Below are 16,904 nucleotides of genomic sequence, written 5' to 3' on the forward strand. Positions count from 1 at the left end.
GTTCCGGCATGGCGGAACCAGGGTCCGGGGACGAGCGGGTGGTGTACGGCGGGTCGGTGGCGGGGCAGGACGAGCCGGGGCAGGACGAGCCGGGGAGCGTGCTGCTCGCCGGGCACGACGTGCCGCTCGGCCGGTACACCACCGTGCGGCGGCTGCTGCCGCACCGGCGGCGGCGCATGGTCGGCGCCTGGTGCTTCGTGGACCACTTCGGCCCCGACGACGTCTCCGGGCGGCCCGGCATGCAGATCGCGCCGCATCCGCACACCGGTCTCCAGACCGTCACCTGGCTCGCCGACGGGGAGATCCTGCACGCGGACAGCCTCGGCAGCGTGCAGCCCATCGTGCCGGGGCAGCTCAACCTCATGACCTCCGGGCACGGGATCGCCCACTCCGAGCAGTCCCCGCCGGACCACCCGCCCGTGATGCACGGACTGCAACTGTGGGTCGCGCTGCCCGAGGAGGCCCGGCACGGCCCGCCGCGCTTCGAGCACCACGCGGCCCTCCCGGTGCTGCGGGAGGGCGGCGCGAGCGTGACGGTGGTCGTCGGGGAGGTGGACGGGCAGCGGTCACCCGCCCGGGTGCACAGCCCGCTGCTGGGGGCCGAGGTGCGGTTCGGGCGGGCGGGGGGCCTGGTCGTGCCGGTGGAGCCGGGGTTCGAGACGGCGGCGCTGGTGATGCGCGGGTCGGCGCGGATCGCCGGGAGCACCCTTGAGCCGGGTGCGTTGCTGTACCTGGGCCGGGGGCGGCCCGGGATCGAGGTCGAGGCCGCCGCGGGAGCCCGGGTGTTCCTGCTCGGCGGGGAGCCCTTCGCGGAGCCCCTGGTCATGTGGTGGAACTTCGTCGGCCGCACGCACGAGGAGATCGTGCGGGCCCGGGCGGACTGGGCGGCGGGCGCGGCACGTTTCGGCACGGTCACCGCCTGCGAGGAGGAGCCGCTGCCCGCGCCGGCCATGCCGACGGTCCGGCTCAAGGCCCGGGACCGGCACGGCGGGTCCGCGTAGGGCGCGCGGCCTTCGGCCTGACGCGGCGCGTGCGGTGCGGGGGCGCGGTGCGGGTCAGCGGCCCATCGTCAGCCCGTCCCCGGCCGCGCCCCGGCTGACCGCGGCGTCCCGGACGACGTCGCGGGCCGTGGTGTACCCCGCGTGTCCGGGGTCGTCCGCCAGTGCCCGGGGCACGTTGACCACGCGCAGCGGGTCGTTGTCCATGACGTGGGGGACGAACTCGGCCCGCACCACCCGCCAGGCGTCGCCCTCCCGGTGCGGCGGCGCGAAGGTGAAGCGGGCCGCCGAGCCCAGCTGGCCGCGCGGATCGTTCATGACGCCCGCGACCTGGTCGCCCATGCCGTAGACCACCCAGGTGCCGCCGACCTTCTCGTACGGCTGCGGCACGTGCGCGTGGGTGCCGAGGACGAGGTCGATGTCGCGGCGGTCCCCGGTGCGCGAGGCGGTGAGCCGCCGGGCGAGGGAGAGCTGCCGCGCGTCGGGCGCCTCCTGCCACTCGGTGCCCCAGTGGACGCTGACGACGACCACGTCCGCCCCGGCGCGTCGGGCGGCGCGGGCGTCGGCGACGATCCGGTCCGCGTCGATGAGGTTGACGAGGTACGGCTGGTCCGCGGGCACGGGGACGCCGTTGGTGCCGTAGGTGTACGCGAGCTGGGCGACCCGGGCGCCGCCGGCCTCCAGCAGCGCGGGCCGGTCGCGTTCGGCCGCGGAGCGGGCCGAGCCGACGTGGGCGAGCCCCGCCGCGTCCAGGGCGTCCAGCGTCCGGGTGACGCCCTCCGCGCCCGCGTCGAGGGTGTGGTTGGAGGCGGTGGAGCAGGAGTCGTAGCCGGTCTCCGCGAGGGCCCGCGCGACGTGCGGCGGTGTGCGGAACACCGGGTAGCCGGTGAACGGGCCGCCGTCGGCGCCGAAGACGGTCTCCAGGTGGCACAGGGCGAGGTCGGCCTCCGCGACGACCGGGGCGGCGCCCGCCAGCATGGGCCGGAAGTCGTGGCTGTCCGCGGTGCCGTCCGCGTCGGCGGCGGCCTGCCGGATGACGGAGTCGTGGGCGAGGACGTCCCCGGTGGCGACGAGGGTGAAGCCCTCGTCACGCCCGGCGGTGGGGGCCGCCGCCTTCTGGGAGCCGTCCGGGCCGGTCCGCCGTGGTTCCGGTCCGCCGCAGCCCGCCGTGGCGGCCGTACCGAGGAGGGCGGCCACGAGCAGGGCCGCCGGGTACCGGGTGTGCTGGATCACGGTGCTGTCCCATGCCGACAGGGTTAGTACGACAATCCCACTAATGCGCGGGGCAGTGAAGGTCCCAACCGGAGACGGCGGGCGCCTCGCCGGAACGGAGCAGTGGCGTCACCCCCGCGCGGGCGCGGCGCGGCAGCCGGGGCGTCCGTCCGCGGACGCCCGCGCGGCGCGGGTCAGCGGTCGGCGGTCACCCTGATCTTCGACTGCCGGTGCGGCAGCTCGTCCCAGTCCTCCATCGCCTCGGCCCGCAGACCGTGGCCCGCGGCGAGGCGGACGAGCGTGGCCGTGCGGTAGTAGAAGTCCTCCCGCAGGACGTGGTGCTCACTCCCCAGGGTGCGGTTGTAGGTGAAGTCGAAGAACCCGCCCGGCGCCAGCACCCGGCCGACGTGGGCCAGGCACTCGTCGACGACCTCCAGCGGCGAGTGCGAGAAGACGCTGTGCGCGTGCACGACGGTGAAGAAGGCGTCGGGCAGGTGCGCCAGCCGCAGGTCGGCCACCAGCGACAGGTTCGGCAGCCGGGACTGGAGCCCGTGGCGCACCAGCGTCCGCTGCGCGGCGAGCAGGATCTCCGGCGAGATGTCCACGCCGTGGTAGTGCCCCGGCTCCAGATGGCCGATGAACAGGTGGCCCGCGCGCAGGTTGCCGCAGCCGATCTCCAGCATCCGGTCCTGCGGGGCGAGCCCGTGCCGCAGCAGGTACGCGTACTGCATCCGGCCCAGCGCCAGCCAGCGCTCGTGGGTGGCGCTGCCCACGGCCGCCTCCGGGTCGCGCAGGGTGTCGTCCCTCATCACCGCCCGGTAGTACGCCACGTGGTCTTGGCCGGTCAGCCGCCGCAGCCGCCAGTCCCGGGCCAGCCGCCGCAGGTGCGGCGGGACCCGGCCCGGGTGGCGCAGGGCGTAGTGCAGGCGGTGCGCGAACGTGGCCCGGTTGACGTGCAGACGTGCGGACATCGGAAAGCCTTTCGCCGGGAAGCCGGAAACCGTGCTGGTGGCCACGGTGCTGTGTGAGGATCGGTTCCGGTGCCCGGCACGACCCAAACCACCGACAGGAGGCTCACGTGGCGGAGGAACTGGCGGCGATGCCGCAGGACTGGCAGCGGGCGCTGGCGGTCGTGGCCCATCCGGACGATCTGGAGTACGGCGCGGCGGCGGCGATCGCCCACTGGACGGACTCCGGCAAGGACGTCACCTACCTGCTGGCCACGCGTGGCGAGGCGGGCATCGACACCATGGAACCGGCCGAGGCCGCCCGGGTGCGCGAGGCCGAGCAGCGCGCGAGCGCCGAGGTCGTCGGGGTGCGCGCCGTGGAGTTCCTGGACCACCGCGACGGCGTCGTCGAGTACGGCATCAAGCTGCGGCAGGACCTGGCCGCCGCCATCCGGCGGCACCGGCCCGAACTCGTCCTCACCCTCAACCACGACGACACCTGGCCCGGCGGCCACTGGAACACGCCGGACCACCGCGCCGTCGGCCGCGCCGTGCTGGACGCCGTCGGGGACGCCGGGAACCGCTGGATCTTCCCCGGGCAACTGGCCGACGGCGGCCTGGAACGCTGGGACGGGGTGCGCTGGGTGGCCGTCGCCGGGGTCCCCGACCCCACGCACGCGCAGGAGGTCGGGGAACGGGACGCCGAGCGGGCCATCGCCTCGCTGGCCGAGCACCGCGCGTACCTGTCCGCGCTCAGCGACGAGGAACCGGCCGCCTACGCCCGCACGTTCCTCACCTCTGTCATGGACGGCCTGGCCGAGCGCACCGGCGGCCGCCGGGCGGTCGGCTTCCGCCTGCACCCCGCCTAGGACGTCCCGTCAGCCGGACGGCCACCGCCCTTCCGGCGCCCCGTGGCGCCGGAGGGGGCTTCGGGCGGGCGGCGCAGCAGCAGCACGGCGGCGGGCACCAGCAGGGCCGCGGCCAGCGCGTTGAGCCAGCCGTAGCCCGCCCGCGCGACGATCAGGCCCGACAGCGCGCCGCCTACGCCCGCCGCCGCGTTCATGGCCAGGTCCGACAGGCCCTGGGCGGCCGCGCGGGCGGCCTGCGGAACGGAGTCGGTCAGCAGGGCCGAGCCCGCCACCAGCCCCGCCGACCAGCCGAGCCCCAGCAGGAACAGTCCCGCCGCGCTCTGCGCGTGACCGGCGCCCGCCGTCCCGGCCAGCAGCGTCGCGACGGCCAGCAGCACGCCGCCCAGCCCCAGCACCGCGAGGCGGCCCAGCCGGTCCGCGAGCCAGCCCATCACCGGGGAGAACGCGTACATCCCCGCGATGTGGACGCTGATCACCAGCCCGATCAGCTCGACGCCCGCGCCGTGGTGGCTCAGGTCGACCGGTGTCATCACCATCACCGAGACCATCACCGTGTGGGCCGTGGTGACGGCCACCAGCGCCAGCACCGCCCGCGGGGACGCCGCGACGGCAGTCCAGCCCGCCCGCACCCCGTGCCCGGAGGCGGGCTCCCCGGCGTCCACCGCCGCCAGCGCCCGGGCGGTCAGCAGCGGATCGGGCCGCAGCAGCGCCCACACCGCCACCCCGGCGACCAGGAAGATCACCGTGCCCCACACGAACGGCCCCGCCGCCAGCGGCACCCCGAAGGAGGCGACGCTGCGGCCCGCGGGCCCGGCCAGGTTCGGCCCGGCCACGGCTCCGACCGTGGTGGCCCACACCACCAGCGAGATGGCCCGCCCCCGCTGCCGGGGCTCGGCGAGGTCGGCGGCGGCGTACCGGGCCTGCAGGTTCGCCGAGGAGCCCGCGCCGAAGGCGGCCATGCCGGCCAGCAGCAGCCAGAAACTGCCGAGCGCCGCCGCGGCCACCACCACCGCCCCGCCCGCGGCGGCGATGAGATAGGCCAGCGTCAGCCCCGGACGCCGGCCGCGCGCGGCCATCACGGCGGCCAGCGGCACGGACAGCAGCGCGGTCCCGACCACCGACGCCGTGGAGGCCAGGCCGGAGAGCGCCTTCGAGCCGCTGACGTCCTCGGCCAGCACGGCGGCCAGCGCGATGGCGGTGGCCACGCCGAGGCCGCCGAGGACCTGGCTGACGGCGAGCACCGCCGTCGTCCGCCGCCGCAGCGCCGCGAGCTGCCCGGGGCCGGGCGTCTCCCCGCCGGGCGGACCGGCGGCGGGACGGGGGAGGCCAGAGGCGTCGACGGGCTCGGCGGCATCAGCGGGCTGGGTCACGGGAGGGCAGTCTGCCAGGGCCGGGCCGCGGCGCCGCACGCCGGTTCCAGAACAGGTCTCAGAACAGCGGCGCGGGCAGCACGCCCTCCAGCGCGAGCAGCGCCCGCTTCGTCTCCAGCCCGCCGCCGAAGCCGCCGATGCCGCCCGCCGCCGCGACGATCCGGTGGCAGGGGACCACCACGGGCAGCGGGTTGGCGCTCATCGCCGCGCCCACCGCCCGCGCCGCGCCGCTCTCCCCGGCCCCGTCGGCCAGGTCCTGGTAGGTGGCCACGGTGCCGTAGGGGACCGTCTCCCTGAGGGTGCGCAGCACCCGGGCGTGGAAACCGCCGGTCAGCGACCAGTCCAGCGGGACGGAGAAGACGCGCAGGCCGCCCGAGAAGTAGCCCTCCAGCTCGTCCGCCGCGGTCCGCAGCACCGGATGGCCCGGCGCCCGCACCGGCGCGGCGCCCAGCCGCCCGGCGAGGCGGTCCAGCGCCCGCCGCGCGGCCGGGGCGTCGGCGTGGAAGACCACCGACACCAGCCCCGTGCCGGTGGCGGCGAGCAGCAGCGGGCCCACGGGCGTCTCCCGCACCGTCCAGGACGCCCGCGCGATCGTCGTGCTCATGCGGCGACCCTACGGCCCGCCACCGACAACCACCGACAGCCGCTGCCCGCCGCCGCCCCGCGCAGGCGGCGGACCGGCTCAGGGGCGGCCCGGGCCCTGCGCGGCGTCGCGCACGGCGTCCCGGATGACGTCCGGGCGGTTCGTGATGATGCCGTCCACGCCCATCCCGGCCAGCCGCGCCGCCGTCGGGCCGTCGTCCACCGTCCAGGTGAACAGCTCCAGCCGCTCGCCATCCGGCCCCGGCGTCCGCTGGACGGCCCGGACGTACTCGGGGGTGACCGTGGTGTGACGCGGGTTGACCTGGTCCGCGAAGGCGGCGTAGTGCGGCAGCTCGGCGACCGCGGGCGTGCCGAGGAAGCCCGTCCGCACGGCCGGTTCCAGGTCGTGCACGCGTCGCAGCGAACCGGCGTCGAAGCTCTGGACGACCAGCCGGGCGCTGAGGTGCCCCGGGGTGAGCCAGCCCCGCTCGCCCAGCTCCGTCAGCACGTCCTGCTCGATGCCCGGGTACAGCTCCGGCTTCTTGATCTCCAGCAGGAGCTTCTGGTGGTTGGCGGTCATCCGGTCCAGGAACCTGGCGAGCGTCGGCACCCGCTCGCCCGTGTACTGCTCGCCGAACCAGCTCCCCGCGTCCAGCCGCGCGATCTCGGCCGCCGTGAAGTCGGCCACCTTCCACGGCGACCGGTCGGGGAAGACCTCCTCCACGTCGGTCGTCCGCTTCAGCGAGTCGTCGTGGAGGACGACCAGCACGCCGTCCCGGGTCCGCTGCACGTCGTTCTCGACCCAGTCGATGCCCAGCTCACGGGCCTTGTCGGCGGCGGCGAGGGTGTTCTCGGGGGCGTAGGCGGAGGCGCCGCGGTGGGCCACCGGCGTCACCTCGCGCACGGCGGCGGGCGCGGGCTCCGGCGTCGGCTCCGGCTGCGGTGCCGAAGCCGGAACCGGCGTCGGCTGTGGTGCCGGTGCCGGTGCCGGTGCCGCGTGCCGCCCGGCCGGGCGGGGCCGGTCCACCGGGACGGGCGGGACGGCCGGGGCGGGAACAGTGGTGAGGACCAGCGCGCAGACGCCCAGGAGGGAGCCGGTCAGGGCGGAACGGCGAAGGGACACGAGGACTCCTCACGTCGGCGGGCGCCGTGGGCGACCGCACTGCGTCAGTGAACCGTCGCGCTGCGTCGGCAGCACGGCTCACCGGTAAGCCTTCCCGGCGAAGGCCGCGGGTGTGCGGGCGCCAAACGGGTGCCCGGTGACGGCGGACCGAACGTTTTCCCCCGGATCGCCGGACGGGACCTCCCGGCGGAGCGGACGGTTGTCAGTGGCGCGCCGTACCGTGGAACCCATGCGGCCCGTATCCCACATCGAACGCAAGGTGGCGCCCTTCGAGGTCGTCAGCCCCTACCGGCCCAGCGGCGACCAGCCGACGGCCATCGCCGACCTCGCCCGGCGCGTCGAGGCGGGCGAGAAGGACGTCGTCCTCCTCGGCGCCACCGGCACGGGGAAGTCGGCCACCACGGCGTGGATGATCGAGAAGCTCCAGCGGCCGACGCTCGTCATGGCGCCGAACAAGACGCTGGCCGCACAGCTCGCCAACGAGTTCCGCGAGCTGCTGCCGAACAACGCGGTGGAGTACTTCGTCTCCTACTACGACTACTACCAGCCGGAGGCGTACGTCCCGCAGTCGGACACCTACATCGAGAAGGACTCCTCGATCAACGAGGAGGTGGAGCGGCTGCGCCACAGCGCGACGAACTCGCTGCTCACCCGGCGGGACGTGGTCGTCGTCGCCTCCGTCTCCTGCATCTACGGCCTGGGCACGCCGCAGGAGTACGTCGACCGCATGGTGCCGCTGCGGGTCGGGGACGAGATCGACCGCGACGCGCTGCTGCGCCGCCTGGTGGAGATCCAGTACAACCGCAACGACCACTCCTTCACGCGCGGCACCTTCCGGGTGCGCGGGGACACCATCGAGATCTTCCCCGTCTACGAGGAGCTGGCCGTCCGCGTCGAGATGTTCGGCGACGAGGTCGAGGCGCTGTCCACGCTGCACCCGCTCACCGGCGAGGTGATCTCCGACGACCGCGAGCTGTACGTCTTCCCGGCCTCCCACTACGTCGCGGGCGAGGAGCGCATGCACCGCGCCGTCACCGCGATCGAGACGGAGCTCCAGGAGACCCTCGCCCGCATGGAGAAGCAGGGCAAGCTGCTGGAGGCCCAGCGGCTGCGCATGCGCACCACCTACGACCTGGAGATGATGCAGCAGATCGGCACCTGCTCCGGCATCGAGAACTACTCGCTGCACATCGACGGCCGGGAGGCGGGCTCGCCGCCGCACACCCTGCTGGACTACTTCCCCGAGGACTTCCTGCTCGTCATCGACGAGTCGCACGTCACGGTGCCGCAGATCGGCGCGATGTACGAGGGGGACGCCTCGCGCAAGCGCACCCTGGTCGACCACGGCTTCCGGCTGCCGTCCGCGATGGACAACCGGCCGCTGAAGTGGGAGGAGTTCCTGGAGCGGGTGGACCAGACGGTCTACCTGTCGGCGACGCCCGGCTCCTACGAGCTGTCCCGCTCCGACGGCGTCGTGGAGCAGATCATCCGGCCCACCGGGCTCGTGGACCCGGAGGTCGTCGTCAAGCCGACCGAGGGGCAGATCGACGACCTGGTGCACGAGATCCGCACCCGCACCGAGCGGGACGAACGCGTCCTGGTCACCACGCTGACCAAGAAGATGGCCGAGGACCTGACGGACTACTTCCTGGAACTGGGCATCAACGTCCGCTACCTGCACAGCGACGTGGACACCCTGCGCCGGGTGGAGCTGCTGCGCGAGCTGCGGGCGGGCGAGTACGACGTCCTGGTGGGCATCAACCTCCTGCGCGAGGGCCTGGACCTCCCCGAGGTCTCCCTGGTGGCCATCCTCGACGCCGACAAGGAGGGTTTCCTGCGCTCGGGGACGTCCCTCATCCAGACGATCGGCCGCGCTGCCCGCAACGTCTCCGGCCAGGTCCACATGTACGCGGACAAGACGACCCCGGCGATGGAGCGGGCCATCGACGAGACGAACCGGCGCCGCGTCAAGCAGATCGCCTACAACACGGAGCACGGCATCGACCCGCAGCCCCTGCGCAAGAAGATCGGCGACATCGTCTCCGCCATCGCGCGCGAGGAGGTCGACACCGAGCAGCTCCTGGGCACCGGGTACCGCCAGAGCGCGAACGGCAAGGGCAGGGCGCCGGTGCCCGCGCTCTCCCGGGACGCCGCCAGGACCGGGGCCGCCAAGGCGGACGCCTCGGGTGCGAAGGCCGGTACCGACGCGCGCCCCACCGACCGGCCCGCGGCCGAGCTGGCCGGGATCATCGAGGAGATGACCGAGCGCATGCGCACCGCGGCGGCCGAGTTGCAGTTCGAGGTGGCGGCGCGGCTGCGGGACGAGGTGGGCGAGCTGAAGAAGGAGCTGCGCCAGATGCGGGAGGCGGGCCTGAAGTAGCACGCGCGGGTCCGGGTCGGCCCCGGCGCGCGGGCCTGGGTCCCCGCCGGGGCCCGGGTCACGGAATGTGAGATCCGTCCTTTGTCATCCTTTGACCTTGTCGTATGCTTCCCTTTGCGGAGGGGAGTACTCCCGACTGCGATGTCCCCGTCAGTACGGACCGACCGTTGCGGTCCCGGGGCGTCGGCCCGTGGCGGCGTGTGTCCGTCCGGGCGGAAGAGACCTCCGGCCACTGACAGCCGGAGGAGTGCTGCATGGAAGTCACCCTGACCACCTGGGTCGTGACCATCGTCGGTCTGTGTGCCCTGATCGCCGCCGACTTCTTCATCGGCGGACGCAAGCCGCACGAGGTCTCGATCAAGGAAGCGGGCATCTGGTCGGCCGTGTGGGTCGCCCTCGCCGTGATCTTCGGCCTGGTCCTGCTGGGCTTCGGGGACGCCAAGGCGTCGGGCGAGTTCTTCGCCGGGTACATCACCGAGAAGTCACTCAGTGTCGACAACCTGTTCGTCTTCGTCCTCATCATGGCGAAGTTCGCCGTGCCCGCCGCTTACCAGCAGCGGGTCCTGATGATCGGGGTGCTGATCGCCCTGGTGCTGCGGGCGGGCTTCATCGCCGCCGGCGCCGCGATCATCTCCTCGTTCTCCTGGGTCTTCTTCATCTTCGGCGCCTTCCTCGTCTGGACGGCCTGGAAGCTCATCGAGGAGGCCCGCGCCGACGAGACCGAAGAGGCGTACGAGGAGAACCGCTTCCTCAAGCTGGTCGAACGGCGCTTCCCCTCCACCGACCAGTACCACGGCACCCGCCTGACGATCACCGAGAACGGCCGTCGCCTGATGACGCCGATGCTCATCGTCATGCTGGCCATCGGCACCACCGACATCCTGTTCGCCCTGGACTCCATCCCGGCGATCTTCGGCCTCACCCAGGACCCGTACATCGTCTTCACGGCCAACGCCTTCGCCCTCATGGGCCTGCGGCAGCTCTACTTCCTCATCGGCGGCCTGCTGAAGAAGCTGGTCCACCTCTCCTACGGCCTGTCCGTGATCCTCGGCTTCATCGGGGTCAAGCTGGTGCTGCACGCCCTGCACGAGTACGGCGTGCACGTCCCGGTCATCAGCACCCCGGTCTCCCTCGGCGTGATCTGCGCGGTGCTCGTGGTCACCACGGTCACCAGCCTGATCGCCGCCAGGAAGCAGTCCGGGCAGGAGCAGGACCAGGAGGCCGGTGACGGCGGCGAGGACGCCGGGCGTCCGGTGCGCTGAGCCCGCCACCGCACACCGCACACGCCCGCCCCTCACCGGGCGGGCCGCCCGGGCGCCGTTCCCCTCCCGCAGGGGGGCGGCGCCCGCCCGCGTTCGCTACGGCGGAACGCGGGCGACCAGCTCGTCGAGCACCACCTCCCCCTGGTACCGGGCGTCCGTCCGTGTCTCGGCCAGGTAGAGCCGGCGGACGCGCACCGGCGGTGTGAGCGGACCGGGCACCTCGAAGGTGATCCGCCGCCAGCCCGTCCACTCCACGTGCGGACCGCGCAGCACGTGCCCGGTGCCGTGCCCGTCCACCAGGTGCAGCGACGGCCACGCGCCGTGTCCGTCGCCGCGCACCCACAGCGTGAAGCCGTGCGGTGCGCCGGGGACGGGGAGCGGCCCGGGCGGCACGGCGTAGGCGGCCCGGGTGCCCGTCGAGCGGCCGAAGTCGTAGCCGAGCCGCAGCCCCGGGCCCGTCCGCCCCTCCGGCTCCGGACCGAGCGAGCCCTCGGCGCGGGCGGCGGCGAACGTCCAGCGGCCGGCGTCCGAGAAGTCCGCCACCGTGACGTCCCGCAGCCCGGCCGTGACGCTCAGCGTGGTGCTGCGGCCCGCCACGAAGACCGAGACCCGGTCGGTGCCCGAGCCGGTGAGCGCGGTCACCGAGAAGGTGCCGCGCTCCGGCTCGGGGACGACGGCCAGCCGGCTCCGGTCGTAGTCCAGGCGCACGTCGGCCGGGTCCACCGGGGCGGCCGTGCCCGCGGAGTCGCGGCCGACGACGCCGAAGGACCCGTATGCTCCCCGCCCCGCCAGGGCGAGCCGCGAGGCGGTGGTCCGCACCGACTCCAGGGCACCGAGCACCCGCAGCGTGGTGCTCCCGGCGGCCCGGCCCCGGTGGGCGACCACCGCCGCCCGTCCCGTCCGGCGGGCCCGGAACGTGCCGTCGCCGTCCACCGTGCCGACACGCGGGCGGGCGGAGCGCCAGCGGGGCGGGCGGCCCGGGGCGGGCCCGTACGCCTCGTCGTGCGGCGTGGCGCGCAACCGCCGGGTCAGTCCGGGGAAGACGAGGTCCGTGCGGCCCGCCCCGGGCAGGACCCCGGGGCGGGCAGCGGTGCGCACCCAGTACCCGGTCGCGCGGCCGCCGCCCGCCGGGGCGGTCACGGCCAGCCCGTTGGGCACCGGCCGCTCGGCGCCGTCGGACGGGGCGTTCTCCCGCCGCAGCCCCGGCGTGCCGGGTTCGCGGGCCAGCAGGGTGCTGGAGCCGCCGCCGTCCAGGTTGAGCGCGTTGCGGGCGCCCAGCCGCACCATCACCCGTCCCAGCTCGGTGAGGGTGACCCCGGCGGACTCCGCCTGCCGGCCGTCCACGGTGACCAGGTGCGCCGTGCGTCCGTCCCCCGAGAAGCCGACCGCCGTGCGGGGCGCCGGGGTGTCGTTCGGGGCGCCCGTCCAGTCCTGCGGCTCGCCGTCCAGCACCAGCAGCTCCCTGCCGCCGACCGCCGTCCTCGGCAGGGGGCCGCCGTCCCCGGGGCGCGGCCGGTAGGCCAGCGTGACCCGGTCGCCGGGGACGAGTCCGGCGAGGGCCCGCGCGCCCGCCTCCCGGCCCAGCAGCACCGTGGTGCCCGGCGGCACCGGGCCGCTGCCCGGCCGCTCTCCGGCGGACACCACCGCGCCGTCCCGCACGGCCACCTCCCGCACGTACCGGGCGCCGTCGGTGGCGGGCGCCCGGTCGGCGGCACCCCAGCGGGCCGTGTAGACGCCGATGCCGCCGGCGGGGACGTCGGCCGCGTTGAGGCCGGCGAGCGGGTGGCTGCCCGCGGGCAGCCGGACCGTGCCGTCGAAGTACAGCTCCAGCACGCGTCCGCCGCCCCGCGGGCCGAAGCCGGCGACGCGTCCGCCGCCGCCGGAGGCCGAGTGCACCAGCCGCCCGTCCCGCAGCCCCGCGCCGAGCGGGGCACCCGTGGCGTCGATGTCGAAGAAGTCCGCGTTGACCGCGGCGACGGTGCGCCGCCCGGGGCCGGGGTCGTGCGCCGCCGCCAGCTCGCCGACCGTGCGCCGCGCGGCGACGGCGCCGGGCCCCAGGTAGTCGATCCGGGCGCCGCCGTCCAGGTCCACCGTGAGCGCGTCCGCCCGCAGCGGCGCCGCGGTCCGCGAGGAGCCGGACGGCGCCGGGGAGGAGCGGACGAAGGACGTCAGCGTGACACCGGGGGCCACGGGCCGGGCGGTGGCGGTGAGCGCGGCAGGCTCCGCCCCGGCGGTCCCGGCGCCCGCGGCGCCTGCGGTCTCGGCGGCCCCGGATGCCGGGGCCGACGCCGCGGGCGGCACCAGGCACGTGCCGAGCAGGAGGAGGGCCACGGCGCACCACGGCAGCGGTCGGACGGTGCGTCGCTGCCCGGCCACCAGACCCTCCCCACGAAGCGAACGGTGCGCCGACCGGCGGAACGCCTGCGGCACGTGCGCCGCACAGCGTGGCAGCTGTCCGCGCCGGCCGGGCCCGTTACGGCGCGGACACGGCCGGAACAGCGGCCGGACGGGGTCAGTGGTGCACCCGTCCGGCACAGACGTGCGGGAACCGCCGCGCTCGGTGACGGCCTGGGGGAGGAGGGGAGGCGGGCTTGCGGGCTACCCCGCGACCAGCCCGTCGCCGCTCACCCGGACGGGGACCTCGGGTAGCGGTTCACGGGCCGGTCCGTACAGGACCTCGCCCGTCGTGGCGTCGAAACCGCTGCCGTGGCACGGGCACAGGGCGGCCGTCTCCCGCACCGTGCTGATCGCGCAGCCCTGGTGCGTGCACACCGCGCTGAACGCCCTGAACGCGCCGGGCTCCGTCTGCGAGACGAGCAGCCGCTGCTCGGGGAAGACCTTGGCGCCGCCGACCGGGACGTCGGCGGCGCTGCCCAGCGCGACGGGCGCGGAGGGTACGGCGCCGGGCTCGGCACCGCGGGAGGCGCCCGGACCGGCGCAGCCGGCGCCCAGGCCGACGGCGCCGGCCGCCGCGCCCAGGGTGAGGGCGCGGCGGCCGGGATGCTGGTGGTTCGCTGTCACGGAACGCCAGCCTACGCGGAGCCTGCGCCCTGCCGGGCCGCGGCCTTCTTCCGCGCCGGGGCCTTCGCCGTCGTCGCCTTCTTGGCGGCCTTCTTCCGCGCGGCCGGCTTCGTGCGGGCACCGGCGTCGGCCGACGCGTCGCTGACCCGGCTGCCCAGCAGCTCCCGCAGGAACTTGCCGGTGTGGCTGGCCGGGACGGCGGCGACCTGCTCGGGGGTGCCCTCGGCGACGACCAGGCCGCCGCCGGTGCCGCCCTCGGGCCCCATGTCCACGACCCAGTCGGCCGTCTTGATCACGTCGAGGTTGTGCTCGATGACGATGACCGAGTTGCCCTTGTCGACCAGCCCTTCCAGCACCCGGATCAGCTTGCGGATGTCCTCGAAGTGCAGGCCCGTCGTGGGCTCGTCCAGCACGTAGACCGTGCGGCCGGTGGAACGCTTCTGAAGCTCGGACGCGAGCTTGACGCGCTGGGCCTCGCCACCGGAGAGCGTCGGCGCGGACTGCCCGAGCCTGACGTAGCCGAGCCCGACGTCGTTGAGGGTGCGCAGGTGGCGGGCGATGGCGGGGACGGCCTCGAAGAAGTCCATGGCCTCCTCGATCGGCATGTCCAGGACCTCGGCGATGTTCCGGCCCTTGTAGTGCACCTCCAGCGTCTCCCGGTTGTACCGGGCGCCGTGGCAGACCTCGCACGGCACGTAGACGTCCGGCAGGAAGTTCATCTCGATCTTGATGGTGCCGTCGCCCGAGCAGTTCTCGCAGCGGCCGCCCTTGACGTTGAACGAGAAGCGCCCCGGCAGGTAGCCGCGGACCTTGGCCTCCATCGTCTCCGCGAACAGCCGGCGCACGTGGTCGAAGACGCCGGTGTAGGTGGCCGGGTTGGAACGCGGCGTGCGGCCGATGGGGGACTGGTCCACGTGCACGACCTTGTCCACCTGGTCGTCGCCGACCACCCGGGTGTGCCGCCCCGGTACCGCCTTCGAGCCGTTCAGCTCACGGGCGAGGTGGGTGTAGAGGATGTCGTTGACCAGCGTCGACTTGCCGGAGCCCGAGACGCCGGTGACGGCGGTGAGCACGCCGAGCGGGAAGTCGACGTCGATGTCGCGCAGGTTGTTCTCCCGGGCGCCCTGCACGGTGAGCGCCCGCTCCCAGTCCACCGGGCGGCGTTCGGGGGGGACCGGGATCTGCCGCTTCCCGGCCAGGTACTGGCCGGTGCTCGACGCGTCGTTGGCCAGCAGCCCGGCCAGCGGGCCGCTGTGCACAACCTCGCCGCCGTGCTCGCCCGCGCCCGGGCCGATGTCCACGACCCAGTCGGAGGTGCGGATCGTGTCCTCGTCGTGCTCGACGACGATGAGGGTGTTGCCGAGGTCGCGCAGCCGCACCAGCGTCTCGATGAGCCGGTGGTTGTCGCGCTGGTGGAGGCCGATGGACGGCTCGTCCAGCACGTACAGCACCCCGACCAGGCCCGAGCCGATCTGGGTGGCGAGCCGGATGCGCTGCGCCTCGCCGCCCGAGAGCGTGCCCGCGGCCCGGTTCAGCGAGAGGTAGTCCAGGCCGACGTCCACCAGGAATCGCAGCCGCTCGTTGACCTCCTTGAGCACCCGCTCGGCGATCGTCTTCTCGCGGTCGGACAGCGTCATGTCGCGCAGGAAGTCGGCGCACTCGCTGATCGACATCGCCGACACGTCGGCGATGGAGCGGCCCTGCACGGAGACGGCCAGCACGATCGGCTTGAGCCGGGTGCCCTCGCACGCGGGGCAGGGCACCTCGCGCATGTAGCCCTCGAACCGCTCACGGCTGGAGTCGGACTCGGCCTCCGAGTGCCGCCGCCGCACGAACGGCACGGCGCCCTCGAACGCGGTCGTGTAGGAGCGCTCGCGCCCGTACCGGTTGCGGTAGCGCACGTCGATCTGGGTGCGGTGCCCGTTCAGCAGCGCCTTCCTGGCCCGCTGCGGCAGCCCGGCCCAGGGGATGTCGGTGCGGAAGCCCAGGGCGTCGGACAGCGCGCCGATGAGCCGCCCGAAGTACTCCCTGTTGTGGCCGTGCGACCAGGGGTGGATGGCCCCCTCGTCGAGCGACTTCTCCTCGTCCGGGATGATCAGCTCCGGGTCGACCTCCATGCGGGTGCCGATGCCGGTGCACTCCGGGCAGGCGCCGAAGGGGGAGTTGAAGGAGAACGAGCGCGGTTCCAGCTCCTCGAACGACAGGTCGTCGTAGGGGCAGTACAGGTGCTCCGAGAACATCCGCTCGCGCTGCGCGTCGTCCTCGGGGAGGTCGACGAAGTCGAGGATGACCATGCCGCCGGAGAGGCCGAGCGCCGTCTCCACGGAGTCCGTCAGGCGGCGCTTGGCGCTGTCCTTGACGGTGAGGCGGTCCACGACCACCTCGATCGTGTGCTTCTCCTGCTTCTTCAGCTTCGGCGGGTCGGAGAGCTGGACCGTCTCGCCGTCCACCCGGGCGCGGCTGTAGCCCTTGGTCTGGAGGTCGGCGAAGAGGTCGGCGAACTCGCCCTTGCGCTCGCGGACCAGTGGCGAGAGCACCTGGAAGCGGCTGCCCTCCTCCAGGCCGAGGACCTTGTCCACGATGGCCTGCGGCGACTGCCGGGCGATGGGGCGGCCGCACTCGGGGCAGTGCGGCTTGCCGATGCGGGCGAACAGCAGCCGCAGGTAGTCGTAGACCTCGGTGATCGTGCCGACGGTCGAGCGCGGGTTGCGGGAGGTGGACTTCTGGTCGATGGACACCGCGGGCGACAGGCCCTCGATGAAGTCGACGTCGGGCTTGTCCATCTGGCCCAGGAACTGCCGTGCGTAGGACGACAGCGACTCGACGTAGCGGCGCTGGCCCTCCGCGAAGATCGTGTCGAACGCGAGCGAGGACTTGCCCGATCCCGAGAGGCCGGTGAAGACGATGAGGGAGTCGCGCGGGAGGTCGAGCGAGACGTTCTTCAGGTTGTGCTCGCGAGCGCCACGGACGATGAGACGGTCGGCCACGCCGGTTGGCACCTTTCGTGTGGAGTGAGGGCCGGACGGGCGGCCCCCGCCCAAGGGTACGGGGCCGCCGCCGGAATGGTCTGAGGATGCCGGGAGCCCAGAGCCTATAGCACGTACATTCGATTTTCGTCGACTTCCCGCCCCAGCGGGTCA

General features: G+C 74.3%; 12 protein-coding genes. 4 read left to right on the forward strand and 8 right to left on the reverse strand.

The window, feature by feature from the left end; translation table 11 throughout:
* The first annotated feature begins 8 nt into the window (after positions 1–8).
* Positions 9–1,001, forward strand: a complete 993-nt coding sequence (locus V1J52_RS20490; protein WP_330141376.1) for a pirin family protein — start codon at positions 9–11, stop codon at positions 999–1,001.
* Between the two features lie 54 nt (positions 1,002–1,055).
* Here the strand turns inward: V1J52_RS20490 and V1J52_RS20495 are convergent, their stop codons facing one another.
* Complete coding sequence (locus V1J52_RS20495) at positions 1,056–2,231, reverse strand: CapA family protein (protein WP_330141377.1); 1,176 nt, start codon at positions 2,229–2,231, stop codon at positions 1,056–1,058.
* Positions 2,232–2,404: 173 nt separating this feature from the next.
* Positions 2,405–3,181 (reverse strand): class I SAM-dependent DNA methyltransferase, encoded by a 777-nt coding sequence (locus V1J52_RS20500; protein WP_330141378.1) that lies wholly within the window; start codon positions 3,179–3,181, stop codon positions 2,405–2,407.
* A 128-nt stretch (positions 3,182–3,309) separates the two neighbouring features.
* Between V1J52_RS20500 and V1J52_RS20505 the strand changes: the two genes are divergently transcribed.
* Positions 3,310–4,026, forward strand: coding sequence for a PIG-L deacetylase family protein (locus tag V1J52_RS20505; protein ID WP_330141500.1), 717 nt, complete (start codon positions 3,310–3,312; stop codon positions 4,024–4,026).
* Here the strand turns inward: V1J52_RS20505 and V1J52_RS20510 are convergent.
* The 3 genes from V1J52_RS20510 to V1J52_RS20520 all read right to left on the reverse strand — a co-directional run bounded on the left by V1J52_RS20510 (position 4,023) and on the right by V1J52_RS20520 (position 7,005).
* Positions 4,023–5,288, reverse strand: a complete 1,266-nt coding sequence (locus tag V1J52_RS20510; protein ID WP_330141501.1) for an MFS transporter — start codon at positions 5,286–5,288, stop codon at positions 4,023–4,025. The genes V1J52_RS20505 and V1J52_RS20510 overlap by 4 nt on opposite strands.
* Before the next feature lie 166 nt (positions 5,289–5,454).
* Positions 5,455–6,000 (reverse strand): methylated-DNA--[protein]-cysteine S-methyltransferase, encoded by a 546-nt coding sequence (locus tag V1J52_RS20515; RefSeq protein ID WP_330141379.1) that lies wholly within the window; start codon positions 5,998–6,000, stop codon positions 5,455–5,457.
* Between the two features lie 78 nt (positions 6,001–6,078).
* On the reverse strand, positions 6,079–7,005 hold the full coding sequence (locus tag V1J52_RS20520) for a glycerophosphodiester phosphodiesterase (RefSeq protein WP_443075891.1): 927 nt from the start codon (positions 7,003–7,005) through the stop codon (positions 6,079–6,081).
* 325 nt (positions 7,006–7,330) lie between these two features.
* On the opposite strand from V1J52_RS20520, the gene uvrB reads away from it, so the two are divergent.
* Positions 7,331–9,481: an excinuclease ABC subunit UvrB gene (gene uvrB / locus V1J52_RS20525; RefSeq protein ID WP_330141381.1), complete on the forward strand. Its 2,151-nt coding sequence runs from the start codon at positions 7,331–7,333 to the stop codon at positions 9,479–9,481.
* 254 nt (positions 9,482–9,735) lie between these two features.
* Entirely contained in the window at positions 9,736–10,743 is a 1,008-nt protein-coding gene (locus V1J52_RS20530; RefSeq protein WP_330141382.1) for a TerC family protein, read from the forward strand.
* 96 nt (positions 10,744–10,839) lie between these two features.
* Here V1J52_RS20530 and V1J52_RS20535 read toward each other — a convergent pair whose 3' ends face one another.
* From V1J52_RS20535 to uvrA, 3 genes are all read right to left on the reverse strand, one after another.
* Positions 10,840–13,119, reverse strand: coding sequence for a phosphodiester glycosidase family protein (locus V1J52_RS20535; protein ID WP_330141383.1), 2,280 nt, complete (start codon positions 13,117–13,119; stop codon positions 10,840–10,842).
* A gap of 222 nt (positions 13,120–13,341) precedes the next feature.
* A complete protein-coding gene (locus V1J52_RS20540; protein WP_330141384.1) occupies positions 13,342–13,764 on the reverse strand; it encodes a Rieske (2Fe-2S) protein in 423 nt (140 codons plus the stop codon).
* Positions 13,765–13,775: 11 nt separating this feature from the next.
* Complete coding sequence (uvrA, locus tag V1J52_RS20545; RefSeq protein WP_330141385.1) at positions 13,776–16,751, reverse strand: excinuclease ABC subunit UvrA; 2,976 nt, start codon at positions 16,749–16,751, stop codon at positions 13,776–13,778.
* Positions 16,752–16,904: the final 153 nt, after the last annotated feature.

Source organism: Streptomyces solitudinis, from assembly GCF_036323765.1.
Lineage (GTDB): Bacteria > Actinomycetota > Actinomycetes > Streptomycetales > Streptomycetaceae > Streptomyces.